This window comes from Luethyella okanaganae, from assembly GCF_042660285.1.
GTDB classification, from domain to species: Bacteria; Actinomycetota; Actinomycetes; order Actinomycetales; family Microbacteriaceae; genus Luethyella; species Luethyella okanaganae.
This window is the reverse complement of record NZ_JBHSTP010000002.1, coordinates 142977-168891: the sequence shown is the minus strand read 5'-3', so window position 1 is coordinate 168891 and position 25915 is coordinate 142977. Positions and strand designations below refer to the sequence as shown.

Annotated in this window: 28 protein-coding genes; 10 read left to right on the top strand and 18 right to left on the bottom strand. The window is 67.9% G+C overall.

The window, feature by feature from the left end; all coding sequences use genetic code 11:
* Positions 1-19: 19 nt before the first annotated feature.
* The 7 genes from ACFQB0_RS08475 to ACFQB0_RS08445 all read right to left on the bottom strand — a co-directional run bounded on the left by ACFQB0_RS08475 (position 20) and on the right by ACFQB0_RS08445 (position 6677).
* On the bottom strand, positions 20-613 hold the full coding sequence (locus ACFQB0_RS08475) for a nitroreductase family protein (protein ID WP_386730140.1): 594 nt from the start codon (positions 611-613) through the stop codon (positions 20-22).
* Between the two features lie 142 nt (positions 614-755).
* Entirely contained in the window at positions 756-1826 is a 1071-nt protein-coding gene (locus ACFQB0_RS08470) for a threonine aldolase family protein (RefSeq protein WP_386730136.1), read from the bottom strand.
* 256 nt (positions 1827-2082) lie between these two features.
* The gene (locus ACFQB0_RS08465; RefSeq protein ID WP_386730134.1) at positions 2083-3222 is read right to left on the bottom strand and encodes an ABC transporter permease; all 1140 of its coding nucleotides are present in this window, start codon (positions 3220-3222) and stop codon (positions 2083-2085) included.
* Positions 3219-4103, bottom strand: coding sequence for an ABC transporter ATP-binding protein (locus ACFQB0_RS08460; protein ID WP_386730131.1), 885 nt, complete (start codon positions 4101-4103; stop codon positions 3219-3221). Before ACFQB0_RS08460 ends, ACFQB0_RS08465 begins: the two co-directional genes overlap by 4 nt.
* Positions 4104-4112: 9 nt before the next feature.
* Positions 4113-4490, bottom strand: a complete 378-nt coding sequence (locus tag ACFQB0_RS08455) for an ArsR/SmtB family transcription factor (protein ID WP_386730128.1) — start codon at positions 4488-4490, stop codon at positions 4113-4115.
* 56 nt (positions 4491-4546) lie between these two features.
* A complete protein-coding gene (locus ACFQB0_RS08450) occupies positions 4547-5341 on the bottom strand; it encodes a response regulator (RefSeq protein WP_386730125.1) in 795 nt (264 codons plus the stop codon).
* Positions 5334-6677: a sensor histidine kinase gene (locus ACFQB0_RS08445; RefSeq protein ID WP_386730122.1), complete on the bottom strand. Its 1344-nt coding sequence runs from the start codon at positions 6675-6677 to the stop codon at positions 5334-5336. The genes ACFQB0_RS08450 and ACFQB0_RS08445 overlap by 8 nt, the downstream gene beginning before the upstream one ends.
* A 499-nt stretch (positions 6678-7176) precedes the next feature.
* Between ACFQB0_RS08445 and ACFQB0_RS08440 the strand changes: the two genes are divergently transcribed.
* Positions 7177-8472, top strand: a complete 1296-nt coding sequence (locus ACFQB0_RS08440; protein ID WP_386731521.1) for an MFS transporter — start codon at positions 7177-7179, stop codon at positions 8470-8472.
* A 45-nt stretch (positions 8473-8517) separates the two neighbouring features.
* Here ACFQB0_RS08440 and ACFQB0_RS08435 read toward each other — a convergent pair whose 3' ends face one another.
* Together ACFQB0_RS08435 and ACFQB0_RS08430 are read right to left on the bottom strand one after the other, a co-directional pair.
* Entirely contained in the window at positions 8518-9216 is a 699-nt protein-coding gene (locus ACFQB0_RS08435) for an SDR family NAD(P)-dependent oxidoreductase (RefSeq protein WP_386730120.1), read from the bottom strand.
* An 87-nt stretch (positions 9217-9303) separates the two neighbouring features.
* On the bottom strand, positions 9304-10746 hold the full coding sequence (locus ACFQB0_RS08430) for a DUF6421 family protein (protein ID WP_386730117.1): 1443 nt from the start codon (positions 10744-10746) through the stop codon (positions 9304-9306).
* A gap of 242 nt (positions 10747-10988) precedes the next feature.
* Here ACFQB0_RS08430 and ACFQB0_RS08425 point away from each other — a divergent pair, with 242 nt between their 5' ends.
* The 3 genes from ACFQB0_RS08425 (at position 10989) to ACFQB0_RS08415 (ending at position 13086) form a co-directional block, all read left to right on the top strand.
* Complete coding sequence (locus tag ACFQB0_RS08425) at positions 10989-11747, top strand: DNA alkylation repair protein (RefSeq protein WP_386730114.1); 759 nt, start codon at positions 10989-10991, stop codon at positions 11745-11747.
* 107 nt (positions 11748-11854) lie between these two features.
* A complete protein-coding gene (locus ACFQB0_RS08420) occupies positions 11855-12136 on the top strand; it encodes a DUF4190 domain-containing protein (RefSeq protein WP_386730111.1) in 282 nt (93 codons plus the stop codon).
* Positions 12137-12255: 119 nt separating this feature from the next.
* Positions 12256-13086: an SDR family NAD(P)-dependent oxidoreductase gene (locus ACFQB0_RS08415; protein WP_386730108.1), complete on the top strand. Its 831-nt coding sequence runs from the start codon at positions 12256-12258 to the stop codon at positions 13084-13086.
* Positions 13087-13108: 22 nt separating this feature from the next.
* Here the strand turns inward: ACFQB0_RS08415 and ACFQB0_RS08410 are convergent, their stop codons facing one another.
* The 3 genes from ACFQB0_RS08410 to ACFQB0_RS08400 all read right to left on the bottom strand — a co-directional run bounded on the left by ACFQB0_RS08410 (position 13109) and on the right by ACFQB0_RS08400 (position 14796).
* Positions 13109-13924 (bottom strand): alpha/beta fold hydrolase, encoded by an 816-nt coding sequence (locus ACFQB0_RS08410; protein WP_386730106.1) that lies wholly within the window; start codon positions 13922-13924, stop codon positions 13109-13111.
* A gap of 97 nt (positions 13925-14021) precedes the next feature.
* A complete protein-coding gene (locus ACFQB0_RS08405; RefSeq protein ID WP_386730104.1) occupies positions 14022-14387 on the bottom strand; it encodes a hypothetical protein in 366 nt (121 codons plus the stop codon).
* A 46-nt stretch (positions 14388-14433) separates the two neighbouring features.
* A complete protein-coding gene (locus tag ACFQB0_RS08400) occupies positions 14434-14796 on the bottom strand; it encodes a MerR family transcriptional regulator (RefSeq protein WP_386730103.1) in 363 nt (120 codons plus the stop codon).
* Between the two features lie 58 nt (positions 14797-14854).
* On the opposite strand from ACFQB0_RS08400, the gene ACFQB0_RS08395 reads away from it, so the two are divergent.
* Positions 14855-16054 (top strand): MFS transporter, encoded by a 1200-nt coding sequence (locus ACFQB0_RS08395; RefSeq protein WP_386730101.1) that lies wholly within the window; start codon positions 14855-14857, stop codon positions 16052-16054.
* A 26-nt stretch (positions 16055-16080) separates the two neighbouring features.
* Here the strand turns inward: ACFQB0_RS08395 and ACFQB0_RS08390 are convergent, their stop codons facing one another.
* Both ACFQB0_RS08390 and ACFQB0_RS08385 read right to left on the bottom strand, forming a co-directional pair.
* Positions 16081-16917, bottom strand: a complete 837-nt coding sequence (locus ACFQB0_RS08390; protein ID WP_386730099.1) for an exodeoxyribonuclease III — start codon at positions 16915-16917, stop codon at positions 16081-16083.
* A 148-nt stretch (positions 16918-17065) separates the two neighbouring features.
* On the bottom strand, positions 17066-17734 hold the full coding sequence (locus ACFQB0_RS08385) for a transaldolase family protein (RefSeq protein ID WP_386730096.1): 669 nt from the start codon (positions 17732-17734) through the stop codon (positions 17066-17068).
* Positions 17735-17979: 245 nt separating this feature from the next.
* Between ACFQB0_RS08385 and ACFQB0_RS08380 the strand changes: the two genes are divergently transcribed.
* Positions 17980-18954, top strand: a complete 975-nt coding sequence (locus tag ACFQB0_RS08380) for a sugar-binding transcriptional regulator (protein WP_386730093.1) — start codon at positions 17980-17982, stop codon at positions 18952-18954.
* A gap of 127 nt (positions 18955-19081) precedes the next feature.
* On the opposite strand, the gene ACFQB0_RS08375 is transcribed toward ACFQB0_RS08380, so the two are convergent.
* Positions 19082-19273: a hypothetical protein gene (locus tag ACFQB0_RS08375; RefSeq protein WP_386730090.1), complete on the bottom strand. Its 192-nt coding sequence runs from the start codon at positions 19271-19273 to the stop codon at positions 19082-19084.
* A gap of 170 nt (positions 19274-19443) precedes the next feature.
* Here ACFQB0_RS08375 and ACFQB0_RS08370 point away from each other — a divergent pair, with 170 nt between their 5' ends.
* Entirely contained in the window at positions 19444-20424 is a 981-nt protein-coding gene (locus ACFQB0_RS08370) for an arsenic resistance protein (protein WP_386730088.1), read from the top strand.
* 487 nt (positions 20425-20911) lie between these two features.
* Here the strand turns inward: ACFQB0_RS08370 and ACFQB0_RS08365 are convergent, their stop codons facing one another.
* Entirely contained in the window at positions 20912-21142 is a 231-nt protein-coding gene (locus ACFQB0_RS08365; RefSeq protein ID WP_386730085.1) for a hypothetical protein, read from the bottom strand.
* A gap of 78 nt (positions 21143-21220) precedes the next feature.
* The gene (locus tag ACFQB0_RS08360; RefSeq protein ID WP_386730083.1) at positions 21221-21427 is read right to left on the bottom strand and encodes a PLDc N-terminal domain-containing protein; all 207 of its coding nucleotides are present in this window, start codon (positions 21425-21427) and stop codon (positions 21221-21223) included.
* Between the two features lie 402 nt (positions 21428-21829).
* Between ACFQB0_RS08360 and ACFQB0_RS08355 the strand changes: the two genes are divergently transcribed.
* Genes ACFQB0_RS08355 through cofC form a run of 3 tightly spaced genes read left to right on the top strand, consistent with a single transcriptional unit; the run spans position 21830 to position 24299 of the window.
* On the top strand, positions 21830-22831 hold the full coding sequence (locus tag ACFQB0_RS08355; protein ID WP_386730080.1) for a TIGR03557 family F420-dependent LLM class oxidoreductase: 1002 nt from the start codon (positions 21830-21832) through the stop codon (positions 22829-22831).
* Entirely contained in the window at positions 22831-23616 is a 786-nt protein-coding gene (locus ACFQB0_RS08350) for a coenzyme F420-0:L-glutamate ligase (protein ID WP_386730077.1), read from the top strand. The genes ACFQB0_RS08355 and ACFQB0_RS08350 overlap by 1 nt, the downstream gene beginning before the upstream one ends.
* Complete coding sequence (cofC, locus tag ACFQB0_RS08345) at positions 23613-24299, top strand: 2-phospho-L-lactate guanylyltransferase (RefSeq protein ID WP_386730075.1); 687 nt, start codon at positions 23613-23615, stop codon at positions 24297-24299. Before ACFQB0_RS08350 ends, cofC begins: the two co-directional genes overlap by 4 nt.
* Positions 24300-24430: 131 nt before the next feature.
* Here the strand turns inward: cofC and ACFQB0_RS08340 are convergent, their stop codons facing one another.
* On the bottom strand, positions 24431-25804 hold the full coding sequence (locus ACFQB0_RS08340; RefSeq protein ID WP_386730073.1) for an aminotransferase-like domain-containing protein: 1374 nt from the start codon (positions 25802-25804) through the stop codon (positions 24431-24433).
* Positions 25805-25915 lie beyond the last annotated feature (111 nt).

Sequence of the window (25915 nt, the reverse complement as noted above, 5' to 3'; positions counted from 1 at the left end):
GCGGATGGCAGGGGTGCGGCTAAGCCCTGCGCAGAACGATCTCGTCGAGCGGCTTGCGGCTGCGGGGTGCGCTCTCGCGCTCCTGCAGGGCCGCGGGTAGCGTTTCGACATCGCCGAGCACTCCGATGGCCATGACCGAGACGACCTCGAGCGAGTCGTCGAGGCCGAAGGCCTCGTGCAGGTGTGCCGCCTCGAACCCGCCCATCTGATGGGTGTGCAGTCCTTCGTGCTGTGCTTGCACACTGAGGTGGGCTACGGCCTGCCCGAGGTCGTAGCGCCCCCAGGGGCGAGGCTTGCCATCGGCATCGGTGACTTCGGCGATGTTGACGATGAGCAGTGCCGCCGAGTCGGCCCAGGCCTGATTGAAGCCCAGGAGACCTTCGTGGATCGTGGTGAACTCGGCGCTGCCGCGTTGTGCGACGATGAAGCGCCAGGGCTGGGTGTTGCTGGCCGACGGCGCCCAGCGAGCCGCCTCGAGAATGGTCTGCACGGTTACGGGGTCGATCACCGCGGCAGGATCGTAGGCGCGCGGGCTCCAGCGTTCGGCGAGCGGGCCGATGAGCGGCGCGTCGGTGGCGGCGTTGCGGGTGGTGATGTCGGTGACGATGGTCATCGTCCTCCTGCTTTCTCTCGGGCGGAATACGGCGGGACGACACTGACCCCGGGTGACTCAACGCCCGGCGGCGGGAGTTATTCCGTGAGGACGCATCGAACTTCGCACGGATTTCGCGCTCCACGAGCGCGGCACCACCCGACTACGCGGCGAGTTCACGCTTGAGAGCCGCGACGAAGGCGTCGATGTCGGCCTTGGTGGTGTCGTAGCTGCACATCCAGCGGACCTCGTTCTTCGAGGCGTCCCAGTCGTAGAAGCGGAAGTTCTCGCGCAGCCGGTCGGCGACGCCGTCGGGAAGCCGTGCGAAGACGGCGTTGGACTGGGTGGCCTGCGAGAACGTCAGCCCCCGGATCGAGCCCTCGGCGATGCCGTTCTCCAGCGCGTCGCGGAGGCGGGCTGCCATGGCGTTGGCCTGGCTTGCGTTGCGCAGATAGAGGTCGCCGTCGAGGAGGGCGATGAACTGGGCGGACGCGAACCGCATCTTCGACGCGAGCTGCATGTTCAGCTTGCGCAGGTAGATCAGTCCGTCGGATGCCTCGGGGTTGAGCACTACGACGGACTCGCCGAACATCATGCCGTTCTTGGTGCCTCCGAAACTCAGTACGTCGACGCCCGCGTCGCGGGTGAAAGCGCGCAACGGCACTCCGAGCGCGGCGGCGGCGTTGGCGATGCGTGCGCCGTCCATGTGCAGTTTCATGCCGAGTCCGTGCGCATGGTCGGCGATCGCGGCGACCTCGTCGACGGTGTACACGGTGCCGAGTTCGGTGGTCTGGGTGATGGAGACGACGAGGGGCTGCGCGCGGTGCTCGTCGCCCCAGCCCCAGGCCTCTTTGTCGATCAGCGCGGGAGTGAGCTTGCCGTCTTCGGTGTCGACGGTCAGCAGTTTGATGCCGCCGATGCGCTCCGGGGCGCCGTTCTCGTCGCTGTGGATGTGCGCCGTGCTCGTGCAGATCACGGCGCCCCACCGCGGCAGCATCGATTGCAGGCCTGTGACGTTCGCACCCGTTCCGTTGAACACCGGGAATGCGTGGACTCCCGCGCCGAAGTGCTTCGCGAACACCTCCTGCAGGCGTGCCGTGTAGGCGTCCTCGCCGTAGGCGATCTGGTGGCCGCCGTTCGCGGCGGCGATCGCGGCCATGATCTCGGGGTGCACCCCCGAATAGTTGTCGGAGGCGAAGCCGCGAGAAGCGAGGTCGTGCAGGGTTTCGGTCACGCCCTCCAGTCTTCCAGACGCTGACGCTGACGCTGACGTATGCGTATGCGTATGCGCAACTGCAGGAGCTGACGCTGTTTCACGACGATCTCGGCAGTCGCCCAAGTGCGGTCTATCGAGCGCCCTCACCGTTGGCTGAGCCCGCCGGGCCTCCTCCACAGGCGGGAGCCTGCGGTCGCCGGCTCGTCGCTCGCACGTGCGACGCCACCACTCCGGTGGCGCCGCTCGCATCCCCTGTCGGTCGCGTCGCCGCCGCCTATCCCTTGAGGGCCTCCGTGAGCGTGACCCTCGCGCCGGTGCGCAGCAGCGAGTTGGAGTAGATCCGTGCTGCGAAGCCGAGCACGATCACGGTCGTCGCGACGAGGATCGCGAGCGAGAGCAGCGGCTCCCACCACTGGGCGGTGCCCAGGAACACGCGCATCGGCATGCCGACGGGTGCCGAGAACGGAACGTAGCTCATGATCGTCAGCACCGTCTCATTGTCGTTGAAGAAGATCACCAGGAAGTACGGGATCATCACGAGCATCGTCACCGGTGAGATGACCGCTCCGACGTCTTCGGCGCGCGACACCAGGGCGGCGGATGCGGCGAACAGGGCCGCCAGCAGCACGAAGCCGATTGCGAAGAACACGATGAACCAGACGATCGGGGCGCCGATGCTGCCGAGCAGCACACGTTGCCCCGTCGCCACCATGCCGATGACGGCGAGGGCTCCGATGGCGACGATCTGCCCGAAGGCCATGATCGAGTTGCCGATCACCTTGCCGGCGAGCAAGGTGCGCACCGGGATCGTCGACATGAGGATCTCGACGATGCGCGTCTGCTTCTCTTCGACGACGCTGAGCGCGATCGTCTGACCGAAGGTGAGGGCCGACATCAGGAAGACGAGGCCGAAGCCCAGGGCGACGAAATAGATGAGAGCGCCGTCCTGCGACGCAGGCTCGAGGATCTCGACCGTCGGGCGCAGGCTCAGGGCGTTGATCACCTCTCGCGGGGCAGAGTCCAGGCCGATGACGGTCACGCCGACGGGATCGCTTCCCGCACCGGATGACACGACGACCGCGGACACCTCGGAGGCGCGCAGCATCCGTTCGCCGGCGTCCCGGTCGGCGGCGTCGATCGCGGTGAGGCCGGGAGTGCCCGCCACGACGCCTGCGGCGGAACCGACCACGGCGACCTTGGGCGCCTCCGCATTCTGGCTGATGAGACCGCCGACGACCACGGAACCGAGCACAACGAGCATGAGGATGGCCGTCGAGATGATGAAGGACCTGCTGCGTAGGCGGGTCGAGATCTCGCGCCCGGCGACGAGTGTGATCGTCGCGAGGGTGCCCGGCGCAGCCGGTCGGGTCTCGGCCGGCGCATCGGCGCGGGCGGTGTTCCGCACGGTGCTCATTTCACGACCTCCTTGAAGATCTCGGCGAGGGTCGATTGCTGGCGGCCGAAGTTCACCACATCGCCGTGGCGGAGCGCGCGATTCAGCACCGCTTGCCTGGCCTCTTCCGAGTCGGACTCGAAGAGAGCCCAGCCGCCGTCGAAGTCCACGACGTGGATGCCGGGAACCTCCCGGAGCCACCCGGCGTCGCCTGAGAGCAGGATCTCGGTGCGGTCCTCGCTGTGCTCACGGCGCAGCCGCTCGCGGGGGCCGTCGGCGCGGATCTCGCCCGCTGCGATGATGACAAGGTCGTCGCACAGCCGTTCGACGATGTCGAGTTGGTGGGAGGAGAACAGCACGGGAACGCCTGCGGCAGTGCGCTCCTTGAGCACGTTCAGCACGACGTCGACGGCCATCGGGTCGAGACCGGAGAATGGCTCGTCGAGGATGAGCACCTCGGGGTCGTGCACGAGGGCGGCGGCGATCTGCGCCCGCTGCTGGTTGCCGAGGGAGAGCCGCTCCACGGGTTCGTTCGCGCGCTCGCCCAGGTCGAGCCGCTCAAGCAGGGCCGTCGCATTGCGCTGAGCGGTGGCCGGGCCGAAGCCGTGCAGCCGGGCGAGGTAGACGAGCTGCTCGGCGACCTTCATCTTCGGATAGAGGCCGCGTTCCTCGGGCATGTACCCGAAGCGGCGTCGATCGGCAGCGGTGAGCGGTGAGCCGTCCAGGGCGATGGCGCCGCCGTCGGCGGCGAGCACCCCGAGAATGATACGCATCGTCGTGGTCTTGCCGGCGCCGTTTCCGCCGACGAAGCCGGTCATCCGACCCCGACCGACGGTGAACGTCACCCGGTCGAGAACGAGCCTGTCGCCGTAGCGCTTGGTGATGTCATGGAGTTCGAGCATTCCTCCACGCTACGGGCAGGGCGGTCGCCGCAGGTCCGCTGTGCGACGGTTAACGCTCCGTCGCACGGCGGAGTCCGGTCGGAGTCCGTTTCTCAGCGTAGAGGGCTGCCAGGCGACCCGGTGTCGGTCGACCCACTCGGAGACCTCATCGAGCGGTGCGGTGCGAATGGTGCACCGCCGCCACTGGGCCTCCGTCGTGCGTTCGATGAGGCCCGCCGACCCGAGCACCGTGAGGTGCTGCGAGATCGCCGGGCGGCTCACCGAGAACGGCTCGGCGAGTTCACCGACCGTCGCCGGTCCCTGGGCGAGACGTGAGAGGATCGCGCGCATCGTCGGATCGGCGAGCGCCGTGAAGACGATACTCAGCTCGTCCCTCACGACCACCATGTAAGCCATTCCTTAATTAGCTGATTACTTAAATTCAGAACGACGGGGAGATGTGGTCAAGGGCTCGTTCGAGGTGAGGCGTCCGGGTTCGCCAGCCCGTGCTCGTAGGCGAAGATCACCGCCTGGATCCGGTCGCGCAGGTTGAGCTTCATGAGCACTTTGGAGACGTGGGTCTTGACGGTCGCCTCGCCGAGATAGAGCCGTCGGGCGATCTCGGCGTTGGAGAGACCGCCGGCGAGCAGGTGGAGCACCTCGCGTTCCCGATCCGTGAGCTCGACGATCGCCGGATGACCGCGTCGATGGCTCAGTCCCTCGCCGGAGACGTCGAACATCGCTGAGGACCGGGCGGGCCGATCGGGTGGCGCTCCGTGGACCGGACGCATCGGCTCCTGAGCAGCGGTCGCCCGCGGAACGGCATCCCGGGCTCGTTCGATCACCTGTCGGGTGACGTCGGGTGACAGCAGGGCGTCACCGCGCGCGAGCACCTGCACGGCGTGCACGAGCTCCTCAGGAGACGCGTTCTTGAGCAGGAAGCCGCTCGCGCCCGCCTTCAATGCGGTGAACAGGTAGTCCTCCCGATTGAAGGTCGTGAGCACCAGCACATGGGCGGCGATTCCGTCGTCGGAGGTGATCATGCGGGTGGCTTCCAGGCCGTCCATGCCCGCCATCTGCACGTCCATGCAGATCACATCGGGATGCAGCTCCCGTGCCAGCCGGATGGCTATCTCACCGTTCTCGCCCTCGCCGACGACCTCGATGCCCGGCTCCGACTCGAGGATGATGCGGAAACCAGCGCGCACCAGCTCCTGGTCGTCGATGAGGAGCACGCGGATCAGGGCAGGGTCAGTCACCGGATTCTCCCTGGCTGTGATCGTCGACCGCGACGGCCGGGGTCGGCAGCGGGAACCGGGCGCGCACGAGATACCCGCCGCGCGCTCGTGGCCCGAGCTCCAGTGTGCCGCCGACCGCGGCGACCCTCTCGCGCATGCCGATCAGTCCGAGGCCGGAGTTGCGGGCGGGGCCGGAGCCGTGGACGGGGCCGAGGGACGCCGTTCCGGTGCCGTGATCTCTCACCTCGAGCTCGAGACTGTCGGGCAGATAGCGCACCCGCAGGTCTGCAGAGGCATCGGGTCCTGCGTGTTTGCGCGTGTTCGTGAGTGCCTCTTGGGCGATCCGGTAGGCAGTGAATCCGATGGTCGTCGGCACGGTGCGCGAGGAGCCGACGGTGCTCATGGTGACGGAAAGGCCCGCCGCAGCGGCATCCGCCACCAGCTCGTCGAGCTGATGGAGGCCACGCGTGCTCGTGCTTAGAGTGGCACCGATGTCTGCCTCGTCTGCCTCGTCGGCACGCAGAGTTCCGAGCAGCAGGTGCAACTCGTCGACGGCCTCGCGCGCGTTCGCCTCGATCGCGCTGAGCGAGGCGGCGGCCTGTGCTGGATCGCGATCGAGCACGCGCCGCGCCGCGCCGGCCTGAACCCCCATGACCGACACGTGATGGGCTACGACGTCGTGCAGCTCACGGGCGATGCGCACCCGTTCGAGCGCTACGGCCTGAGCCTGGGTGCGCTCGCGCTCCGCGGCGAGCTCCTGGGTGCGTCGCTCGAGTTCGTGTCGTTCGCGCGCCGAGCGATAGGCCGCATTGCCGAAGTAGTAGGCGCCGCCGAAGTACAGCACATTGGTGATGATCTGGATGAGGCCGACGGCGAGGTACGGAGAGAGCGTTCCGCTGCGCGACACCTCGGGAAGGTAGTCCGGCTGACCGGCGGCGATGATGAGTTGCGCGAACAGCCAGCCGAACATGCCGACGACGATGACGCCGCGCAGCCAAGCGGCGCGCGCCCGGTTGCGTCCCCAGGCGCCCAGGGAGTAGATCGCCACGAAGAGGCAGATATTGGAGAAGAGCAGTTCGGCGACCTCGAGGGTGACCCCCGCGAAGAAGGCCGCTGTCACGATGATCGCGGCGGCCTCGGGCCAGCGGCGGCGAAAGGCGAGCGGCAGGGACATGCACGCGACCCAGACGGCCGATTGCCACAGCGGCGCGCCGTCGAAGATTCCGGCGGCGCGGGAGAGCAGCACGCTGAGGAGGGTCGCCCCCGCGAGCACGATCGCCACCAGGGCGTCTCGACGATACCCGGCCCGATCGGGTCTGGGCCTGCGCCAGCTGCTCTCAGGAACCACGGTCGTCATGCCGTTCACGCTACCGGGCGTGGGCGTTTGCGCGGATCCGCCGCCTGACGGATGCCATGTCGCGGGTCGGGTTCGACGGACCTAGGATGTCGCGCGATGGAACGATCTCCACGTCATCATGGTCATCGTGCGGCAGCGAGTTCCCCTCTCTGAACCAGGGGCTTGACAGGGCGAGTGGTCTGCGGTCACAGTCGGAGAAACTGTGCTGTCATACCGTGACTCCCCAGTGTTTTACTGGGCTGTTCGGTCAGTGTCGCCTTCCGCCACCAGCATCCGGGGGATGACCGCCCGGTCGCCGAGTCGGCGGGCATATCGGTGGGTAGACCGGGGCCGAGGCGGCGTCAAGCCGGCGTCAAGCCGGTTCGACGCGCGAGCTCGGACTCCTGGGTTCGTTCCGGCCGGTGACGGGGTGCTTCCCAGCGGGACTGGCTCGAAGCGCCCGAGACGAGGATGATGAGCATGTGAGGTGTCGTGGAGGATTCACGTGAGCGGCCAGGCCATGAACGCCGCAGCCCGCCGCATCCAACGCATCTATCTGACGTTGCTGTTGGGCAATACCCTCGCGGCCTCGTTCATCTGGGGCATCAACACCCTGTTCCTGCTCGACGCGGGGCTGAGCAACCTCGAGGCCTTCGCGGCCAACGCCTTCTTCACGGCCGGCATGGTGATCTTCGAGGTGCCGACTGGTGTCGTCGCGGACACCTGGGGGCGGCGTGTCTCGTATCTGCTTGGCACAATCACCCTGGCCGCATCCACCTACCTCTACTACGTCATGTGGCAGATCTCGGCACCGTTCTGGAGCTGGGCCGTCGTGTCGATCCTGCTCGGCTTGGGCTTCACCTTCTTCTCGGGCGCCGTCGACGCCTGGCTCGTCGACGCCCTGCACTCCGTCGGCCACGACAGCGGTCTCGAGACGGTCTTCGGGCGTGGACAGATGATCTCCGGCGCCGCGATGCTCGGCGGCTCTGTGCTCGGCGGGGTCGTCGCGCAGGCGACGAATCTGGGGGTGCCCTTCCTCATGCGCGTCGGTGTGCTGCTCGTCATGTTCGCGATCGCCGCCTGGTTGATGAGGGACCTCGGATTCACCCGCTCGCCCATGGCCCATCCGATCCGCGCGACGCGTACGGTGCTCTCCGAATCGATCGAACACGGCCTGAAGAACAAACCGGTGCGTTATGTCATGCTCGCCGCGCCTTTTACCGCTGGCGTCGGGATCTACACCTTCTACGCGCTCCAGCCCTACCTGCTCGAACTCTACGGCGACTCCCGCGCCTACTCGATCGCCGGACTCGCCGCCGCCATCGTGGCTGGGGCCCAGGTGCTGGGCGGCTGGCTCGCCCCGCGCATCAGGCGGCTGTTCCACAAGCGCACCACGGCGCTCATCCTCGCCACCGTCACGAGCGCTCTTCTGCTCGCGGTGCTCGGCGTGACGCGCAACTTCTGGGTCGCCCTCGTTCTGCTGGCCGTGTGGGGCATGGTCTTCGCGGCAAGCGGGCCGATCCGACAGGCGTACCTGAACGACATGATCCCTTCGAAGCAGCGGGCGACGGTGCTGTCGTTCGACTCCCTCATGGGCAGTGCGGGCGGGGTGGTCGTCCAGCCGGTGCTCGGCCGCTCGGCGGACCTCTCCGGCTACCCGACCTCGCTGCTCTTCGGAGGGGTCATCGAACTGCTGGCCGTGCCATTCCTCTTCGGCAGCCGTCGGCAGAAGGTCGCGGCCGACACGGCCAGTGATGCGTCCGGATCATCGACGCCCGAGGTGACGAGCGAGGTGCCTCCGCAGGCCACGGGATGACGCGGCGTCGTGCGAGGCGTGGCGCGAACTCAGGTGCGATCCGGCTCAGGCGCCGAGGCGGATGCGTGAACCGTTGAGCCGGGCGGCATCCGTCGACCAGAGATCGACGACGGATGCCGCGAGTTCGTCCTCGAGCCCGGCGAGCGCCTTCACCACGAAGATCACGGCTGCCGCGGGAGCCCCGGCCTTGCGAAAACCCTGCCCGACGGCCTTCGTCCACGCTTCGGCGGCCGCCTTCGCCGCCGCATAGTTGGCACCCCCGGCAAGCGGGTTGTCGACGGAGGTCGACGAGACCATCGCCAATCGGCCCGCGGCCGAGGCGAGCAAGTCGCCGTCGAAGACCCGGGTGGTATTGCGCAACGTCGCGAATCCGCTCTCGAGGAAACGCCAGTCCTCGTCGCTCTGACCGGCGAGCCCGCCGCCGCCGCGCCATCCCCCGACGAGGTGGATGACACCATCGACCGGGCCGAACCGATCGTGCACGCGTGCGGCGAGCGCCTCGACGGCGGTGAGGTCGGCGAGGTCGCACTGCTCTGTCTCGAGACCCGGATGCCGCGCCCGGGCCGTCGCGAGATGCTCGGCGTTGGACCCGACCGCGATCACCCGTGCCCCCGAGTCGAGAAGGGCCGAGGCGCACGTGAGCCCCGCGGCGCTGCTCGCGCCGGCGATGAGCACGGTGCGGCCCCCGACCTCGTGCTGTCCCGTGCCCTGTGCCGCGGTATCCGTCACGATGTTCGTCTCCATCCTCGGTCACTTCCGTTGATGCGGCAGAACCCGGGGGTGCGCGGACCGCCGCACCCCCGAAGCTCTGCACCTCGCCGCGAGCACGGGTCAGGCATGTCCGGTGATGCCGACGGTCGACTCGATCACGCGCTTCATCTTCTTGTCGAGTGCTTCGAAGAACATCGACAGGGGAAACTCGTCATCTAGCACGAGGTCGGTGTAACCCTTCGGGGCACCCGCGAGGACCTCCTCCGGCAGGCCTTTCGCCCACATCGAGGCGGGGTTCGGGGTCAGCGTCTCGGCGATCATGTCGTAGGCGGCGAGCCAGTGCGCCTTCTTGGGCCGGTCGATCGACTTCCAGTACAGCTCGTCGATCTGCGCGCCGAGCGCGACCACCACGTCTGGAACGGCATCCCAGTCGAAGGCGAGCTGCGTGTCGGTCCAGTGCAGCACATGGTGCTGGTGCATCCAGGCGAACAGCAGCTGGCCGCCGAGACCATCGTAGTTGCGCACCCGGCTCCCCGTGATCGCGAAGCGGAAGATCCTGTCGAAGATCACCGCGTACTGCACGAGCTTTGCGTGCTTGCGCGCCTCGGCACTCGCATTCTCGTCGCGCTCGATCGCGACCGACTCGCGGAACGCGGTCAGGTCGCAGCGCAGCTCTTCCAGCGAGTACAGGAAGAACGGCATCCGCTGCTTGATCATGAACGGGTCGAACGGCAGGTCGCCGCGCATGTGGGTGCGGTCGTGGATGAGATCCCACATCACGAAGGTCTCCTCGGCCAGGTGCTGATCGTCCAGCAGCGCCGCCGCGTCGTCCGGCAGCTCGAGTTTGGTGATCTCGGATGCCGCCCGCACGACCGCGCGGTAGCGGGCTGCCTCGCGGTCCTGGAAGATCGCGCCCCAGGTGAAGGGAGGTATTTCGCGCATCGCGACCGTCTCGGGGAAGAGCACGGCCGAGTTCGTGTCATAGCCGGGCGTGAAGTCCACGAACCGCAGCGGAACGAACAACTTGTTCGAGTAGGCGCCCGCTTCGAGTCCCTCGATGAACTCGGGCCAGATCACCTCGACCAGCACCGCCTCGACGAAACGGTTGGAACTGCCGTTCTGCGTGTACATCGGGAACACAACGAGGTGCCGCAAGCCGTCGACGCGGTGCTGTTGGGGTTGGAAGGCCGTGAGCGAGTCGAGGAAGTCCGGAACGCCCAGTCCCTCGGCCGACCAGCGTTCGAAGTCTGTCGCGAGCGTGGCCAGGTAGGCGGCGTCGTGCGGAAAAAAAGGGGCCAGCTCACCGATGGCGGAGACGATGGCGGCCACCTTCTCGGTCGCGGCCGGCTTGTCTTCGGTCTCAGACACGGAGCCGTCTTGCGACTGCAGCGACTGCAGCGCGGTCGCTGCAGCCTTGAGGCGCAGCCAGGCCGGGCTGTACGCGACCTCTGCGGCGAGCGCGTTGGTGTCCGATGTCGGCGTGAAGGCGGCGCGGTCCTCGAGAACCTCGGGCTCTCCGACAATAGCTTCGGCAGTGACCTGGGACAGTGCGGCTTGCGACATTGGAACCTCCGTTTCTCGTTGCTCGAGCCTCTTGGCATGACAGACATGACAGAGTCGACGCTGAGATGCGCCATATCCAGCGTAGCCGGGGGATTGCGGTCTTTTCTTGCGAATCGTCGCAAGAGAGTTGCGCGAGCGTTCGAAACGACGAGCACTCTCGGCCGCCGCACTGCTTCTCGTGCGCGGAACGATCGTCGGCGGTTCCCACGATCGCAACCGTTCGCGCGGGCTAGAGTGCGGTCATGTCTACGGATTCCACAGCCGAGCCGTCCACTGCGGCTGGGGTGCGGGCGGCACTTGCCGCCCTGGCCGATCCTGAGCGAGCACGCTCGAGTCAGCGGTTCTTCAAGACCGCCGCCGGGCAGTACGGCGCCGGCGACGTGTTCATCGGCGTGACCGTGCCGCAACAGCGCGTCGTCGCGAAACGGTTCGGGTCGCTGCCGCTCCGCGAGATCGACCTACTGCTCGACAGCGAAGTGCACGAGCATCGGCTCACGGGCGTCATCGTCGCCTCGGCGCAGTTCGAGCGCGCGAGCGGGCCGCGCTTCTGCGACGACGCCGTGCGTGCAGGACTCGCCGCTTGGTATCTCGCGGTCGTGCGCCGTGGTCGCGTCAACAATTGGGATATCGTCGACAGCTCTGCTCCCGTCATCCTCGGCGGATGGCTGTTCGACCGTTCGCGCGCTGTGCTCTTCGAGCTCGCGGGCAGCGACATCCTGTGGCATCGTCGCGTCGGCATGATCGCGACGCAGGGGTTCATCGACCGAGGAGACGCCTCGACGTCTCTCGAGCTCGCCGCCGTGCTGCGCGACGACCGTGAAGACCTCATCCAGAAGGCCGTCGGCTGGATGCTCCGCGAGGTGGGCAAACGCGTCGACCGTGCGCTGCTCATCGCCTTCCTCGACGAGCACGCGAGCAGGATGCCGCGCACCGAGCTGAGCTACGCGACCGAGCATCTCGACCCCGAGCTGCGCGCGCACTATCGAGGTCTGCGTTCCTGAGCCGGATGCGTCCGACCGTGAGCCTGCAGCGTGGTCGTTGACACTTCGGCGCGAGGCTGCCACGATGGCGAACGACAATTGTCAACTTGAGAGCAAGGATCATCATCATGACCGTTCCTCCCGCAGTTCCCTCGCCTGCCCCGGCGGCCCAGGCACCGTGGAACGTCCTGTCCATCGTCGGGTTCGTCCTGTCGCTTATCGGATTCAACGTCGTCGCCGTCATCCTCGGGTTCATCGGTCTGAGCCAGGTGAAGAAGTCGGGTGAGCGTGGCCGCGGATTCGCGCTCGCCGCGGTCATCATCGGCCTTCTCTCGATCGTCGTCTTCGTCATCGTGATGATCGTCGCCGTCGTCATCGCCGCGAGCAACACGGCCGTCACCGGCTACTAGGCTCCTGTGCCGGGCGCCGTCGCTTCGACGCCGTCGTCTTGCAACGAGATCCCCCGCACCCTTCGGCGCGGGGGGTCTCTCGTTTCGTGCCCGCCTCCTCCGGATGAAAGAATGGGCGCATGAGCCGAACCGTTGCCGGTGCAACCGTCCTCGTCACCGGAGCGGCGATGGGCATGGGGCGGCTCTATGCCGAAAGGGCGGTCTTCGAAGGCGCCAGGGTGCTCGTCCTGTGGGATCGGGACGGGGCGCGGCTGGCATCGACGGTGGCCGAACTCGGTTCGCAGTCGCGGGGACGCACCCGGATCCACTCCTATGTCGTCGATGTCGCCGATCTGGGCTCGATCGCACAGGCGGCGCAGAAGGTGCGTACCGAGGTCGGCAACCCCGATGTTCTCATCAACAATGCCGGCATCGTGCGCGGCAACAGCTTCTTCTGGGAGCATGACAACGGCGAAGACACCCGGGCGACCGTTCAGGTGAACACCCTCGCGCCCATGTACATCACTCGCGAGTTCCTTCCCGGCATGATCGCCCGCCCCTACCGCGCGGCCCGCATCGTCAACGTCGCCTCGGCCGCCGGCATGATCGCCAAACCCCGGATGAGCGTCTACGCGGCATCCAAGGCCGGGCTCATCGGCTGGAGCGACTCCCTCCGCCTCGAGCTCGAACAGCAGGACCACGGCAATGTCAAGGTCACCACGGTGTGCCCGAGCTACATCTCGACCGGCGACGGTGCGCGCGGGTCGCTGCTCGCCCCCATCCTGACCCCCGAACACGTCGTCGAGCGGGTGTGGCGGGCGATGCTCGCCGGCAAGCCCATGCTGCTCCTGCCCTGGTCTGTCGGCCTCTCCAAAGTGCTGCGCGGGGTGCTTCCGCTGCGCGCCTGGGATGCGATCGCCGGTCGTGTCTTCGGTGTCTACTCCAGCATGGACCGGTTCACCGGGCGCTGAGTGTTTCTGTGGGCAGCCGAGGCTAGAGCCCCCACTCGGCAAGCCAGTCGCTCAGCACGTGCAGGAACTCGGCAGGATGTTCGACGCTCGGAATGTGTGCGGCGTCGTGGAAGATGCATCCGGTCGCGTTGGGGATCGAGTCCACGAGGTACTCGTACTGGGCGAGCGCAGGCGTGATGTCGTACTCACCAACCATGACGAGTGCGGGGGCCTCGATGTCGACCACCCGATCATAGGCGGGCGGATCGAGTGGGAGGGGCGTCGAAACCTCCTCGGCGTGCACGACGTTGACGCGGTTGAGCGCATATGCCTGGCTGACGAAGTCTGGGTCCAGGTCGTGCTCGCGGCGGAGCGGACCGAAGTCCCAGAGCGAGGCCTCGAGTCGTGCGAGCTCCACCCAGTCGCCGGCCTCGAATACGGCGTCCAGCTCGTCGAAACGACGGTCCTCCTCGGCGGTCAGCTCGATCTCGGGAAAGCCGCTCGGTCCCGAGCCGATCGTCACGAGCCCGGCGACGCGTTCTGGCGACTCGACGGCGAGGTCGATGGCGATCGCACCGCCGCGGGAGCACCCGATGAGCGTCGCCCGCTCGACACCGAGGTGGTCGAGCAGGCCGAGCGCATCGGCGCGGTTCGAGAACTCCACGTCGCTCTGGGAGGTCTGCCCGAAACCCCGCGTGTCGAAGCGGATGACGTAGTGGTCGCGGGCGAGCGTGTCGACCTGAGGGTCCCACATGCGCAGACTCGCGATGCCGGCGTGGATCAGGAGCAGGGCGGGAGACGATGCCCCGCCCGCCGTCTCGTAGTAGAGGCTCGCACCGGGCATGTCGAGATGAGGCATGGTCAGAGCCTATGGGCTGCGAGTGGCGAGTGCATCCGCGGATTCCGGCGACCGGTTCGGCAGCGAGCGGGCCTCGGCGGCCGGGTGCCGCGACGGCTCAGAACGTCGCGCCGGGAATGGAGGCGATGACGAGCCACACGCCGAGGAACCAGACCCCGACGACGAGGACGATTCCGGCGAGCGGCACCCAGAACGCCCGGCGGCGCAGGATCAGCAGGATCACACTGATCACGAGCACGATGAGGGTGAACACCCCGGGCGAGGCAAAGGCGATGAGCCATCCGACGTCGAACATGCCGATGTCGCACTCGACGGACGACCCGCATGAGTCGGACGCCATCACCAGGAACGCGCTGAACAGGGTGGCGACCGCGGCGATCCCGACGAGCATGAGGTCGAGCACGATCGTCAGTACGAGGTCCCAGACGGCGAGGCGCCTGGTCGGCGTCGTCGTCGCGCTCATCGGTCCTCCCGGAGGGTTGGGTGTCGTCATCGGTGAAGCAGGCCCGTCATGGGCTCACGGTAGCACGCGACAAATATGCACTGATCGCGTCGCGATTGCGCGATAGGCAGGAGATCCGGCGTTCGAGCTGCTCGCGGCGCTGATCGAGGGTCTCGGCGAGCTCGCGCGCGATGACGGGTGCGTCGACGATCGCGGGGTCGCAGAGGCACGGGATCATGTCGCGGATGACCGCGGTAGGGATGCCGGCCTCGATGAGCCCGCGCAGCTGCGAGACGCGGTCCACGGCGTCATCGGCGTATTCGCGGTAGCCGTTCGTCTCACGCCGCGCCGAGAGAAGCCCCTGCTCTTCGTAGTAGCGGAGCAGGCGGGTGGGGACGCCGGTGAGTGAGGAGAGTTCGCCGATGCGCATGCCGCCTCCGGATGTCGATTTGACCTTAACACTAGTGTGAAGGTTCGACACTGTCGACATGGTATCCATTCTCGCCGATCCGGCGCCGTCCGTTTCTTCCCCGCCTCGCACCCGGCTCCCGCTCGGTGGCCTCCTCGCGCTCGCCGCCGTGGTGTTCACCGGCGTCGTCACCGAGATACTCCCCGCCGGGCTGCTTCCGCAGATGACCGCGGACCTCGGCATCTCGGAATCCCAGGTCGGCTCGCTTGTCGCGGTCTACGCGATCACCACGGCGATCACCGCCATCCCGCTCACGGCACTGACGCGAGGAGTACCGCGGCGCCTGCTGCTCGTCACGCTCGTGCTCGGCTTCGCCCTCGTCAACGCCGCGACCGCCGTGGCCGCGAGCTACGTCGTGATCCTCGTCGCCCGCATCGTCGGCGGGATGCTCGCGGGTCTGCTCTGGGCCATGGCTGCCGGCTACGCCATGCGCATGGTCGAGCCGGAACGCGCCGGCCGGGCGCTGTCGGTCGCCATGGTCGGGACCCCGCTCGCCTTCGCCTTCGGCTTGCCCATCGCGACGGCGCTCGGAACGGTCTGGGGATGGCGCGCATCGTTCGCGATCATCGCCGTCGTGAGCGTCGGTCTCGCACTGTGGGCTGCTATCGCCCTGCCGCGTTTCGCTGGGGAGCGCGCCGGACAGCGTCCGTCGCTCCTCTCGGTCCTGCGCCTTCCTGGCCTCGTCGGCGTGCTCGCGACGACGGCGGCCTTCGTGCTCGCACACAACGTCGCTTACACCTACATCGCGCCGCTCACGGTGGCGTCGGGCGTCGTCGTCCGTCTCGACGTCGCGCTGCTCGTGTTTGGGGTGCTTGCCGTCGGCGGGGTGCTCACGGCAGGCACCCTCGTCGACCGTCACCTGCGTGCCATGGTGCTGATAGCCGCGGCGCTGCTCGGGGCGGCGATGGCGGCGATGGGTGTCGCCGGTTCGAACCCGGCCGTGATGTTCGTCGCCATCGGGCTGTGGGGTTTCTGCTACGGCGGCGCGCCCGCGCTGTTCCAGGCGGCGCCAGCGCGCATCGCCCGCTCGTCCGCCGATGTGGCTCAGTCGATGGTCGTGGCGACGTGGAACGGGTCGATCGCTATCGGCGCCTTTGTCGGTGGAATCGCCCTCGACGGGTACGGGGTGGGGCTGCTCCCCTGGCTGACGCTCGCGCTGCTCGGACTGGCCGCCCTGATCGCGGTCGCTTCGCGTTCGGCCTTCGCCAGACTCGACTGAGCGCGCTGCGAGCCGGCGAGCCAGAACTAGAAGATCATCGGCCGGTCGTCGTCGTCCGCATCGAGTCCGAGATCGATGGCGATGGGAACGTGATCGCTGGGGGCGTCGCCCTTGCGCTCCTCGCGGTGGATGGCGGCATCCGTCACCGCCTCGGCGAAGGCAGACGAACCGAGGATGAAGTCGATGCGCATGCCTTCGTTGCGGGGGAACCGCAGCTGCTTGTAGTCCCAGAAGGTGTAGCCCTGCGGCACGAGCGGACGCACGACGTCCTGCACCCCAGCGGCCTCGAGCGCCTCGAACGCGGCGCGCTCAGGAGGCGAGATGTGCGTCGAGACGCCGGGAACGAAACTGGGGTCGCCCATGTCTGCGTCGGTCGGCGCCACGTTGAAGTCGCCCATGAGCGCGAGGGCGAGCCCGGGATGCCGCGCGAGCTCCTCACGCGTGTGCGCGGTGAGCGCGGCATACCAGTCGAGCTTGTAGCGGTAGTGCGGGTCGTCGAGCGCCCGTCCGTTCGGGACATACAAGCTCCACAGCCGCACGTCGCCAACGGTGACCCCGAGTGCGCGTGCCTCGAGCGGAAGGCCGGGCCCCTCCTCGCCCTTCAGGAATCCCGGCATGCCGGGAAAGCTCGTCGTCACGTCGTCGAGGGGCAGCCGGCTCGCGAAGGCGACGCCGTTCCACTGGTTGAGACCGTGCACGGCGAGTTCGTAGCCGGCATCCTCGAAGGCAGCGGCCGGAAACTGCTCCGGCTTGCACTTGATCTCCTGCATGGCGAGCACGTCGATGTCCTCACGCACGAGCCAGTCGACGACACGGCCGACGCGGGTGCGGATCGAGTTGACGTTCCAGGTGGCGATGCGCATGATCCCAGCCTATTGTCGACCGCCGGCATCCAATGGCGCCTGCAGACGGTCGTCGGCGCGAAGCTGACGGAACCGTTGCCCTGGAGCCGGCTTCACATCGGGCGCGGTCGCCCGACGCGGCTCCGGGGCATCCGCTGCGGGCCGCTGATCAATGCTCGGTTCCGGCCGACCGATGCGAGGACTCCCCGGCGACTCGTTCGAATTCGGCAGCGGATTGCTCGGTTGCAGGATCGAGCATCATCGCGAGCAGCACGGGGACGTCGGCGGTGATGTGGCTGACCCCGTTGAGCGCAAGGGTCGCCGCGGCGTTAGGGGAACGCACGCTTGCCACGAGCACCCGGGTGCGGGTTGAGGAGAGCACCTGAGTCATGTTCGACACCTTCGAGAGGCCGTCTTCTCCCGAGTCGACGAGTCGCCCGAAGTACGGAGCGACGTAGTCGACACCCAGTGCGGCGGCGAAGGTGGCTTGGGCGAGGCTGTAGACCGCTGTCAGCAGCACCCGTACGTCGCGTTGCTGTAGCTCGCGAGCCACTCGGAAGCCGTCGGGGGTCGCGGGAACCTTCACCACGATGCGGTGGCCGAAGTCGGCAATGCGAGAGGCATCTGCGAGCAGCTCTGCGCGTGAGCCGCCGGTCGCCTGCATGAAGATCTCGTCGGCCCCTGCGGCGCCGAACTCGTCGTACAACCGGGGCAGATCGTTGCGGGTGAGTCCGTCGCGAGCGATGATCGAAGGGTTGGTCGTCACCCCGCGAATGAGGCCATCGCGAAGCATCGGCACCACTTGCGCGGTGTCGGCGCTGTCTGCATAGAGCTTCACGGCGTCCTCCAGCCCGGCTCGGGGGCAGACGGTGTCAGCGATCGACACGAATACGGGAAGGTCGGCATCGGATGCCTAACGCGGACTCTTCGAGGGTGCCCTCTGCCCCCGGCGGTGGGGACTCGAACGTCGGTCGACATTGCTCTCCGCTCACAAGTGAATAGATAGCTCATAAGAGCATAACGTCACAGTACACTGGCTTTCGGGTCGCGTCAAAGGATCGGCGCCAGGCAAAGGACGAGGTGATGACCGACGAACCGCACCGCGACCGGCCGGCTGTCTCGCTCGAAGCGGCGATCGTGGCGCGACGCTACTATCTCGACGACAAGCAGAAGAACGAGATCGCCGCCGAGCTGGGGCTCTCACGCTTCAAGGTCGCCCGTCTGCTCGACGAGGCCAAGGCCAGCGGAATCGTGCGCATCTACGTCGATATGCCCGCCGACATCGACCTGCCCATCGGCGAGGAGCTCGCTCGCGCCTTCGGCATACATCGCGCCATCGTGGTGCGCACGATCGATCAGGCGCCGGATGCGACGGGCTCGCTGATCGGCGAGGCCGCGGCGCAATACCTCGGTGGCATCGTGGGCTCCGACGACGTGCTCGGCATCTCTTGGGGCACGAGCCTCACCGGTCTCGTGGATGCCGTCGCCACGCTCGCACCGGCCGACGTCGTGCAGATGGTCGGCGGCGTGCGTGCGGCCGCGATGGACGTGAGCGGCGTCGAGCTCGTCCGTCGACTGACTCGCAAGACCGGGGGGCGTGCGTATCCGCTGCACGCTCCGTTGCTCGTGCGCAGCGCGTCGATGGCCGAGGAGCTGCGGGGCGATCCGAGCCTCGCCGACTCGATCGACCGCTTCGCCCGGCTCTCGATCGCCCTGGTGGGCATCGGCTCTTGGCAGCCGCCGAAGTCCTCGCTCTACGGCGAGTTCACCGAGACCGAGCGCGCGCAGCTGCTCGCCGCGGGCGCGGTCGCGGATGTCTGCGCCGTCGTGTTCGACGCCGACGGCGTCGCCCTCCGGTCGCCGGCTCTCGAACGGGCGATCGGCATCAGCTCCGACGAGCTCCGAGCGGTTCCGGAGGTGATCGCCCTTGCCGGCGGCGAGCAGAAGATCGCGGCCATCTCTGCGGCGCTCCGCAGCGGCGTGATCACGACCCTGGTGACGGATTCGCGCACCGCGTCGGCTCTTCTCACGAAAGGCCGATCTCCTGCACCACGGTGAAAGGCGGGCGCGGCAGACCGGCGGCGTCAGGAGCCGCTACTCGCGGCCTTCGCTGCTTGTCGGACTACGTCGAGGGCTCCGGGTGGGCGGCGTTCTCGATGGTGGCGATCATGTTCTGGAATCGAGGTCACGCCGAGCGCGCGGCCGCCGAGAGCCGCGCCGGCAGAGGTTTGCCCGCCTCGAGCAACTCGGCCACCAGCAGGCGACCCATCGCCGAGGCGTCGAGCTCGCCGTACAGGCGGCGCTCGTCGGCCAGCGGGAAGTCGGGGTCGACGTCGACGATCCGCATCCGGTCTGTCTTGTAGCGCACGAGGTGCACGCCGCCCTGATGCCCGCCCGCAGTTTCGTTGTAGTCATTTCGAGCTCTGCAACGATCCTCGAGAGCGCACTATGACCGGCTGAAACAGCCTGCTCTCTCGACACGCCATCGGCCATCGGCCAACGCGCCTCACGTCTCTCGTAAGGTCAAGCGCTCTCTAGGCTGAGAGGATGCTGCGATTCGTGGACTGGTGGGGCGCGCACCAGGTCGCCCTGTACGTCGCTGCGATCGTCGTCGGAGGCGTGTTCGGCTTTCTCGCCCCGAGCGCAGCTCCCGTACTCGCGGCTGCGACGAATCCGGTGCTCGCGATCCTGCTGTTCGCCACATTCCTCGGCGTGCCCATGATCGAGGTCGGACGATCGTTCAAGGGCGCCCGATTCCTCGGGACCGTGCTCGTCGTCAACTTCGTGCTCGTACCGTTCGTGGTGTTCGGGCTGTCGCGATTCGTGGCCGATGACAGAGGGCTGCTCATCGGCATGCTCCTTGCATTGCTGACCCCGTGCGTCGATTACGTGATCGTGTTCACCGGGCTCGCCGGCGGCGCGAAAGCACGACTGCTCGCGGCGACGCCGCTCCTGATGGTGCTGCAGATCGTGCTCTTGCCCGCGTACCTGTGGCTGTTCGCAGGCGGCGATGCGGTGCAGCACATCGAGATCGAGCCGTTCATCGAGGCGTTCGTCGTCGTCATCGTGATTCCGTTGCTGGCGGCCGTGCTCGTCCAGGCACTGGCTCGGAGTCATCGTGCCGGCCGAGCCATCGAGCACGTCACGGCCGGCGCGATGGTGCCCCTTCTGATGCTCACCCTCGCCGTGGTGATCGGCTCGCAGATCGCCGCTGTCGGCGGCGAGGCACCCGCGCTGCTCCGGGTCGTACCGCTGTACCTCGCCTTCCTCATCGTCATGCTCTTCGTCGGACTCGCCGCCGGCCGGGTCATCCGGCTCGGCGTGCCTGAAACCCGCGCGCTGATCTTCAGCGGAGCCACCCGTAACTCGCTCGTCGTTCTTCCACTCGCGCTGGCTCTGCCGGCCGAGCTCGCGATCGCTCCGCTCGCGGTCGTGACACAGACACTCATCGAGCTGATGGGCATGGTGCTCTTCGTTCGACTGGTGCCGAAGGTCGCGGCAGAACGCCGCGAGGGTGCGGGCGAGTGAGCCGGCTGCGGCGCGGAGTGCGGGGGTTCAACCGAGTGCAGGGGTGGCATATCCGCCCTCCCGAACCCCTCGCGCCTCCTCCGTCATGCTGGTCGGTCTCTCGCCTGGGCCGAGACCATCGAACGGGTCTGAACGTCAGAGAGCGCTCCGGCCTGCCGGAGCGGAGGCCTTCGCGTGCTCGGGAGGGACATTTTCACCACAATGGCCTCCGCTACCGCCGAAAGCCTCCCGTGCGATGGCCAGACATGAGCGTCGAGCAGGCACGTGGTGCGGTCAGCTCGGGCTGAGTTGTCGCTGAGCTACGCTGCGACACCCGAAGCAGGCGCACGAAGGCGGCCCTCCCTGGGAGAGCCGGCCCTGGTCGTGAGCTCGAGTTATCGCTGCCGAGCGTGGTTGCGTCGACGCACCCAGATCACCAACGCAGTCACTACGCCAGCGAGCAGAACGACCTGTCCTGCGACAAGCAGATGCCATTCGAGCATCTAGATCACCACCAACTCTCAGTTGCCGTGCCGCCCGAGACCTGGACCTGAAGGTTGAACGACGTGGCGTAGGGCACGCCACACATCTGCGCGGAAACGGTCTCGAGGCCGGTGTTGCTGTTCGGACGTCCGAGGTAGGCCAACGACGACGAGCACGAGCCGCCGATCGTCCACGATGCACCCCAGACGCTGGATACGGTGTTGCTGCTGACATTGTAGTTGGCCTTGAGGCCCATCGAGACGAGCCCGACCCAGGTGTCGACGTTGCAGTTCGTGCGTGCGCCGCCGCTTCCGATGTCGTCGCTCTTGGCGAGTTACAGTCGCGCCGGGCGGCCGACTGCGAACCACACAATCGAGCCGATGAACGGTGCCACCAGGACTGCGAGGATCCAGAGCACACGCGTACTCGCGTCTGGGAAGTCAGCTCTGGCGATCTGCGTCAGAGCCAGGATTGCCAGAGTGACGTATGCGACGACCGCGACCAGGACGATCAGTCCGCTGACGATTGATGAGATTTCCATGTTGCGCCGATCCCGTCTGCGTCACCTCGACTATTACCCCGAGACTAGGCCAAGGAGTGCTGCGCTCGGATGCGCTGAGCCGACGTGACGTCCTCGCCGAAGCTGCTCGGACCGCAGCGATGTAGCTGACCCGACTGCCCTCTGGGCCGGCCGCGGTACAGCCCCGCCGTGCTGGTGACCGGCTCGGCGGTGTGGATGTTCGCCGCGGCCGACGCACTGCTTTCGTGGAGATCGAAGCACCTTCGTCACGGGCGAGGCTTGTCGGCTCCGTCGGCCGCGGGTCGTCGCGACGACGATCAGGCAGGAGCCGCTCGCGGGCTGAGGCGGGCCGAGGCGTTCGGGCTCCCGGATGTGGGAACGACGTGCAATGATCAGGAAACAAGCGACAGGCAGGATGGCCCCATGACGGATGTGCAGTTCGGTTACGCGGCGATGCTCGAGCAGTTCGCCCCCGCCGAGGCGGTCGCCCTCTCGCACTACGCCGAAGAACACGGCTTCTCAGGGGTCATGGCCGCCGATCATTTCCAGCCGTGGGTTCCGGCGCAGGGGCAGTCGTCGTTCGTGTGGAGCGTGCTGGCGGCGATCGCCGAGCGCACGAGGGGCGACCTCGGTCCCGGCGTCACCGCGCCGACGTTCCGCTGGCATCCGGCGATGGTGGCCCAGGCGTCGGCGACGCTCGCGTCCATGTACCCCGGCAGGCACTGGCTCGGCCTCGGCTCGGGCGAGGCGCTCAACGAGCACATCGTCGGCCAGTACTGGCCGGAGGCGCCCGAGCGCATCAACCGCATGTTCGAGGCGATCGAGATCATCAAGAAGCTGTTCGCGGCGTCGCTCGCCGGCCGCGACACGAAGCACGCCGGCCAGTACTACAAGCTCGAGTCGACGCGCCTCTGGACCATGCCGGAGGTCGCCCCCGAGATCCTCGTCGCCACCGCAGGCCCCGTCACGGCCAAGCGCGCCGGCAAGACCGTCGACGGCCTCATCACCGTCGGCGCCCCGCTCGAGAAGATCGCGATGCTGTTCGCCAAGTTCGACGAGGGTGCGCGCGAGGCCGGCAAGGACCCGTCGACAATGCCCAAGGTGCTGCAACTGCACATGTCCTGGGCGCCCACCGACGAGGAGGCGTCGCGGAACGCGATGGTCGAGTGGCCCAACGGCGGCATGAGGTTCCCGAAGGGCGACATCCGCTCCCCCTTCGAGCTCGAACAGATGGCGAAGCTCGTGCGCCCGGAGGACTTCGAGGGCCGGATGGTCATCTCCGCCGACCCCGATGTGCACCGGGCCTCCATCCAGCGGTTCGCCGACCTCGGCTTCGACCGCATCTACCTGCACAACGTCGGCCGCAACCAGCGCGAGTGGATCGACGTGTTCGGGCGGGACGTGCTGCCCGCCATCACGCGCTGATGCCGGGCGTCGTGCTCACCGTCTGGGCCCCTGAGGGGATTCCCGAGATCGTCGCGGGGACCGACCTCGCCGCGGTCATCGCGGAGGCCGTTGGCGGCGCCCTCGAGGACGGCGACATCCTCGTCGTCACCTCGAAGATCGTGTCGAAGGCGGAGGGACGCATCGTCGCTGCCGCCGACCGGGAGCGGGCCATCGCCGATGAGACCGTGCGTGTCGTGGCGACCCGCGACACCGGGAACGGGGTCACGCGGATCGTCGAGAACCGGCTCGGGATCGTCGCCGCCGCTGCCGGCGTCGACGCGAGCAACACGCCGCAGGGGACCGTGCTGCTCCTCCCGCTCGACCCCGACGCCTCCGCCCACGCGCTTTGTGCCGCGATCCGGCGACGGAGCGGGACGCGCATCGGCGTGATCGTGAGCGACACGCTCGGACGGCCGTGGCGGGAGGGGCAGACGGATGTCGCGATCGGGGCGGCAGGAGTGCACGTCGTCGACGATTTCCGTGGCAGCACCGACACGCACGGGCGGCCTCTGACCATGACCGTCGCCTGCGTCGCCGATGAGCTCGCCGCCGCAGCGGATCTCGTCAAGGGCAAGACGAGCGGATGTCCCGTCGCGGTCGTGCGGGGGCTCGCCCGGCTCGTCGGCGGCCTCGACCTCCCGGGGGCTGCGAGCATCGTGCGCCCCGCCGAGCGCGACCTCTTTCGCTGGGGAAGCGACGAGGCTTACGCACAGGGGCTCGCTGCAGCACGTGCGGAGGCCGCGCGGAGGCGGGCGTCGGAGTGAGATCGTCCGCCGTCTGGAGCGTGGTCGTCCCCGTTAAGCGCGTCGATGGGGCCAAGACCCGTCTCGATGCCGATCCGGCGGTGCGGGCGGCGCTGGCCTCGGCCTTTGCGCGCGACACGATTCGGGCGGTGCTCGCGGCGTCGTCTGTTGCGCGGGTCTTCGTGGTCGGAGACGATTCGGCATTCGTCGCTGAGCCGGCGCTTCTCGCCGACGGACGGCTGCGCATCGTGCCGGACCCGAACGCGGGGATGAATGCCGCCATCGCGCGCGGCATAGCCGAGGTGCGTTCCGGGCGACAGGATTCCGCTGTCACCGTGCTCGTGGGTGATCTGCCCGCACTCACGGCGGCGGATCTCGATGCGGCGCTCGCCGTCGCCGCGCTCCATCCGCTCTCGATGGTGCCGGACGCTTCCGGGGAGGGGACAGTGATGGTCGCCGCGACAGCGGGCGCCGCGCTGATCCCGTCCTTCGGCGAGGGTTCGGCGGCCAGGCACCACAGCCTCGGCTACGTGCCGCTGCCGGTCGATCCCGCCTCGACGGTGCGGCTCGACGTCGACACCGCCGAGGCTCTCGCCGCCGCGGTACTTCGCGGCGTCGGCCCGGCGACGACTGGCCTGCTTCGTCGGGATCCATCCCACACGAGATGGTTCCACCCGGGCCAGCCGCACTCACCGACTTTTTAGATGCACCTTAGATGCGCGGGTTCCCGGGTTCGAGAATGGCACCCGCCCGAGTGCGCCTGGCGCGACGAGAGGATCAGTACACGTCTCGCATCGACGGAATGCCGGATTGGCAGTGGTCACGGCTGCAACGGCTACGCCCAGCGCGAGTCGAGCGTGTAGCCGCCGTTGCCCGCGCGTGGCAGCGCCGCGGCCGCGAGGGCCGCCGCGACGCCCGTGGCGTCCTCGCGCACCATGCCGACCGTGATCCGCACGAATTCCGGGCTCTCCTGCTCTCCGGCGAGGAACGGCGATCCTGGCGCGACCCTGATGCCCGCCGCAGCGAGTTGCACGAGTGCCGACCGCTCGTCGGCGACCTGCAACCAGGTGTTGATACCGTCCGACCGCACGGTCTCGGCGCCCCACGTCGTCAGCGCGGTCGCGAGCGCACGTTGCCTCGCGTAATACTGCCGACGTGCCTCGCTCACCTCTGCGAGCGAATCGCCGTCGGTCAAGAGCTCGAACAGGATCCGCTGCACCATGCGGGAGGTCCAGCCGGGACCGAGCATGCGCCGGGCGACGATGCGGTCGATCAGCCGGGACGGGCCGCCGACCGCGGCGATGCGCAGATCGGGCCCGTGCGACTTCGAGAAGCTGCGCACGTGCAGCACCCGATCGGGCAGCCAACGACCGAGACTGACATCCGACGCCGTGCTGATCTGCCCGGAGTGATCGTCCTCGATCACGACCAGTTCGTCCGCATGACGGCTGGAACGAATGACCTTCGCCAGCTCGCGCGCCCGGTCCACCGTCATCGACGCGCCCGTCGGATTGTGCGCCCGCGGCTGCAGCACGATCGCGCGCGGGCGCAGCGCGAGGGCACGGGCGAGCTGCTCAGGCAGGATGCCCGACTCGTCGAGCCCCACCGGGAGGCGTTCGGCGCCGAGCGTGTCGACGAGGTCGAAGAACGCCGGGAAGCCGGGATTCTCGAGCACGACGCGGTCTCCGAAGCCGACCACGGCCTCGAGACTGCGCGAGACGGCGTCGAGCGCCCCGTCGACGACCGTGAGCGATTCGGCCGGATACGGCCAGGTCTCCCCAAGCACGCGGCCGAGCTCGGGGATGACGGGCAGCTCATGGTAGCTGCTCACCTCGGCGCGCTCCGAGACGCGGGAGAGGGCGGGACCGAGGGCGGGCAGCAGCAGCGGATCCGGGGTGCCGCGGGAGAGGTCGAGGTGGGCGTGGTCCACGGGGCCGGCCAGTCCCAGCATCCGGGGCGGCAGCCACCCGGGTCGGTCGGACCGCACAAAGCTGCCCGCTCTTCCCCGCGATTCGATGAGCCCCGCTCGCGCGAGCGCCTGCCAGGCATGGCTCACGGTCGCCGGGCTGACGCCGAGCGTCTCTGCGAGCTCGCGCACGGTCGGGAGCCTCTCGCCGGGCGCGAGCTCGCCAGAGGTCATGAGTCGGGCGAGCGCCGCGGCGATCCCGCGCGGCGATGTGTCGTCGATCCGTTCGAGAAAGGTGTCCATGAACTCTTGCCTCCCGACCGGTTGTGGCAACAGGATGATTAACGCGTGCGTCACATAGTGAAACAAAAGAGAAATGTTTACGCCGAACAATAACAGAACGGACGACGTGGT

Coding starts and splice junctions, on each gene's coding strand:
- ACFQB0_RS08475 (WP_386730140.1), bottom strand. CDS start 613: ATGACCATCGTCACCGACATCACCACCCGCAACGCCGCCACCGACGCG.
- ACFQB0_RS08465 (WP_386730134.1), bottom strand. CDS start 3,222: ATGAGCACCGTGCGGAACACCGCCCGCGCCGATGCGCCGGCCGAGACC.
- ACFQB0_RS08460 (WP_386730131.1), bottom strand. CDS start 4,103: ATGCTCGAACTCCATGACATCACCAAGCGCTACGGCGACAGGCTCGTT.
- ACFQB0_RS08455 (WP_386730128.1), bottom strand. CDS start 4,490: ATGGTGGTCGTGAGGGACGAGCTGAGTATCGTCTTCACGGCGCTCGCC.
- ACFQB0_RS08445 (WP_386730122.1), bottom strand. CDS start 6,677: ATGACGACCGTGGTTCCTGAGAGCAGCTGGCGCAGGCCCAGACCCGAT.
- ACFQB0_RS08440 (WP_386731521.1), top strand. CDS start 7,177: ATGAACGCCGCAGCCCGCCGCATCCAACGCATCTATCTGACGTTGCTG.
- ACFQB0_RS08435 (WP_386730120.1), bottom strand. CDS start 9,216: ATGGAGACGAACATCGTGACGGATACCGCGGCACAGGGCACGGGACAG.
- ACFQB0_RS08430 (WP_386730117.1), bottom strand. CDS start 10,746: ATGTCGCAAGCCGCACTGTCCCAGGTCACTGCCGAAGCTATTGTCGGA.
- ACFQB0_RS08425 (WP_386730114.1), top strand. CDS start 10,989: ATGTCTACGGATTCCACAGCCGAGCCGTCCACTGCGGCTGGGGTGCGG.
- ACFQB0_RS08420 (WP_386730111.1), top strand. CDS start 11,855: ATGACCGTTCCTCCCGCAGTTCCCTCGCCTGCCCCGGCGGCCCAGGCA.
- ACFQB0_RS08415 (WP_386730108.1), top strand. CDS start 12,256: ATGAGCCGAACCGTTGCCGGTGCAACCGTCCTCGTCACCGGAGCGGCG.
- ACFQB0_RS08410 (WP_386730106.1), bottom strand. CDS start 13,924: ATGCCTCATCTCGACATGCCCGGTGCGAGCCTCTACTACGAGACGGCG.
- ACFQB0_RS08405 (WP_386730104.1), bottom strand. CDS start 14,387: ATGAGCGCGACGACGACGCCGACCAGGCGCCTCGCCGTCTGGGACCTC.
- ACFQB0_RS08400 (WP_386730103.1), bottom strand. CDS start 14,796: ATGCGCATCGGCGAACTCTCCTCACTCACCGGCGTCCCCACCCGCCTG.
- ACFQB0_RS08395 (WP_386730101.1), top strand. CDS start 14,855: ATGGTATCCATTCTCGCCGATCCGGCGCCGTCCGTTTCTTCCCCGCCT.
- ACFQB0_RS08390 (WP_386730099.1), bottom strand. CDS start 16,917: ATGCGCATCGCCACCTGGAACGTCAACTCGATCCGCACCCGCGTCGGC.
- ACFQB0_RS08380 (WP_386730093.1), top strand. CDS start 17,980: ATGACCGACGAACCGCACCGCGACCGGCCGGCTGTCTCGCTCGAAGCG.
- ACFQB0_RS08370 (WP_386730088.1), top strand. CDS start 19,444: ATGCTGCGATTCGTGGACTGGTGGGGCGCGCACCAGGTCGCCCTGTAC.
- ACFQB0_RS08365 (WP_386730085.1), bottom strand. CDS start 21,142: ATGGGCCTCAAGGCCAACTACAATGTCAGCAGCAACACCGTATCCAGC.
- ACFQB0_RS08360 (WP_386730083.1), bottom strand. CDS start 21,427: ATGGAAATCTCATCAATCGTCAGCGGACTGATCGTCCTGGTCGCGGTC.
- ACFQB0_RS08355 (WP_386730080.1), top strand. CDS start 21,830: ATGACGGATGTGCAGTTCGGTTACGCGGCGATGCTCGAGCAGTTCGCC.
- ACFQB0_RS08350 (WP_386730077.1), top strand. CDS start 22,831: ATGCCGGGCGTCGTGCTCACCGTCTGGGCCCCTGAGGGGATTCCCGAG.
- ACFQB0_RS08340 (WP_386730073.1), bottom strand. CDS start 25,804: ATGGACACCTTTCTCGAACGGATCGACGACACATCGCCGCGCGGGATC.